At 46.6% G+C, this 2,348-nt stretch carries 2 protein-coding genes and 1 pseudogene; all 3 read left to right on the forward strand.

Annotation, left to right across the window (positions count from 1 at the left end):
- Positions 1 to 270, forward strand: a pseudogene (locus AC5KOD_RS01360) (hypothetical protein); the annotation flags it as partial.
- On the forward strand, positions 212 to 1,141 hold the full coding sequence (locus AC5KOD_RS01365; RefSeq protein WP_496912755.1) for a hypothetical protein: 930 nt from the start codon (positions 212 to 214) through the stop codon (positions 1,139 to 1,141). The pseudogene AC5KOD_RS01360 and the gene AC5KOD_RS01365, both read left to right, overlap by 59 nt.
- A gap of 29 nt (positions 1,142 to 1,170) precedes the next feature.
- The coding region (locus AC5KOD_RS01370; RefSeq protein WP_496912756.1) for a MalY/PatB family protein at positions 1,171 to 2,348 on the forward strand (1,178 nt) is incomplete at its 3' end.

Raw genomic sequence — 2,348 nt, forward strand, 5'->3', positions numbered from 1 at the left:
GGCGATCTGATCTCAACCGTTTCAAAAGGTCGTGTGCCACAAATGTTAGTGGTAGCCGTTATTTTTTTAGTTGGATTTTGGACGATTTTTCCGAAAGATATCTTAGAGATATCCGGGATTAAAACCTTATCCGATATTATGATTTCGTTTATTCTAATTCACGTCGGCACCATGTTTAATGTCAAAGATATGCTTAGGGAGTGGAAGGTTGTTGTCACTACTCTGGCGGCTGTCGCTGGCATCGTTACCGCCATTTTATTTGATATTTGATAAGGCCACCGCTTTTACTGCCGCAGGTCCAATGACCGGTGGGGGCATGGCAGCTTTAATCATGCAAGGTGCTGCCACCGAAGCTGGCAAGCCCGAATTAGGCATGCTAGCCATGATGATTTTTGTGATGCACGGCTTTTTCGGCTTCCCACTAACGGCGACGATTCTTGGCAAAGAAAGTCAGCGATTGCTTAGTGATTACCGAGAGACCACAGCCTCATCTGTTTCTAAAACCGTTTCTGGTACAGAAACAACGTCAGAAGAAGCCCAAACAGACGCCCCTCGGCGTCCGCTATACGACCTTGTTCCAGAGCGATTTCGGTCTCCGACTTATTATTTAGCGTTGTTAGTCTGTTTAGGCTATCTCTGCCAAGTGCTGACTCAAGTCACGGGTCTTAATAACGCGATTGTCCAGATTATCGTGGGAATTATCTTAGGTTATTTCGGTTTAATCGAACCCAAACCTATGGATAAATCAGCCTCGACAGGCATTCTTAATTTGGCCCTATTTGCCAGCTTTATGAGTTCCTTTGCCTTGGCTACATGGTCAGTTGTAGTGGCCTTAATCGTTAAAATTGTCATTTTGATGGTGATTGCTTTAGTGGCGATTTTCCTTGCCACCTACTTTTTCGGCAAGCTTTTTGGTTACTCGCCTTACATGACCTTTGCGATTGGCCTGAACTGTTTCCTTGGTTTTCCCTTTAATTTTGCCTTAACGACCGAAGCCATTAAAGGCGCGACCAGTGACCAAGCCGAAGCGGATTATTTAACCGCCTATATGATGCCTAAAATGATCATCGCAGGCGTCGTTTCCGTCTCTCTTGTGTCAGCCATATTAGCAGGAATCTTCGCTAGCATTGCTTTTAACTAATTCGTTTCAAAGAAAAAAGGAGGATTCAAATGACCTATGATTTTATTACCAGTCGCGATCGTTTGGCCGACGGTTCAGCTAAATGGCGCCAAATGCGCGACAGTTATCCCGATTTACCAACAGATATCGTGCCCTTATCCGTGGCCGATACTGATTTACTTCATCCACCAGAGCTGATTGAGGGCTTGAAGACTTACCTTGATACCATGGTTTTAGGCTACACTCAACCAACCGAAACTTATTATGAGGCGGTCATCGATTGGATGGCACGCCGTCATCAGTGGCAGGTTGAAAAAGACTGGTTGGTTGTTTCACCGGGCATCGTGACGGCTCTTTACCATTCAGTGAAAGCTTATACGGAAGTGGGCGAGGGGGTCTTGATTTTATCCCCTGTTTATTATCCTTTTAGAGCGGCCATTGAAAATTCTGGTCGTGAGGTGATCGCCAGTTCACTCGTCAATCAGAACGGTCACTACACCATTGATTTTGTGGACCTAGAAGCCAAAGCCAGCTTGCCTCAGACCCGCTTATTGATTTTTTGTAGCCCACATAATCCAGTAGGCCGTGTTTGGCGCCAAGCGGAACTAGAAGAAGTCGACCGCATTTGTCGTCAGCATCAGGTGGTGGTTGTTTCCGATGAAATCCATTTCGACCTGATTTCACCGGGCTTTCAGCATACCGTCTTCAGTACCTTGTCGGCAGAGGCTCAAGCCAATTCAGTGATTCTAACCGCACCGAGTAAGAGCTTTAATCTGGCTGGCCTCCAAACAGCGAATGTCGTGATCGCTAACCCTGAATTGCGAGAGCGATATACCGCCGTTCAAGGAGCCGACGGCTTTCACTTGTTGAATGCCATTGGACCGAAAGCCTGTGAGTTAGCCTATAACCAGTGCGAGACGTGGCTGACTGATTTCTTAGAGCTAGTCGAAATCAATCGGCAAGTCTTTGACGCTTTTATGACTGAGTATTTGCCAGAGTTCACGATTTCCCCATTAGAAGGGACTTATCTCCAGTGGTTCAACTGCCAAGCCCTTGGTATGACCGATGACGCCCTAACTGACTTCCTTGTTCACGACTGTCACTTAGTTCTCGATCCCGGCAATTTATTCGGTGAAGAAGGCCAACAGTTCCAACGGATCAGCTTGGCTTGTACCACTGCGGTCTTAACCGCTGCCCTTGAACGCTTAGCCAAAAAAGTAAAGGAGCT

It is taken from the genome of Vagococcus sp. WN80Y (assembly GCF_059621045.1).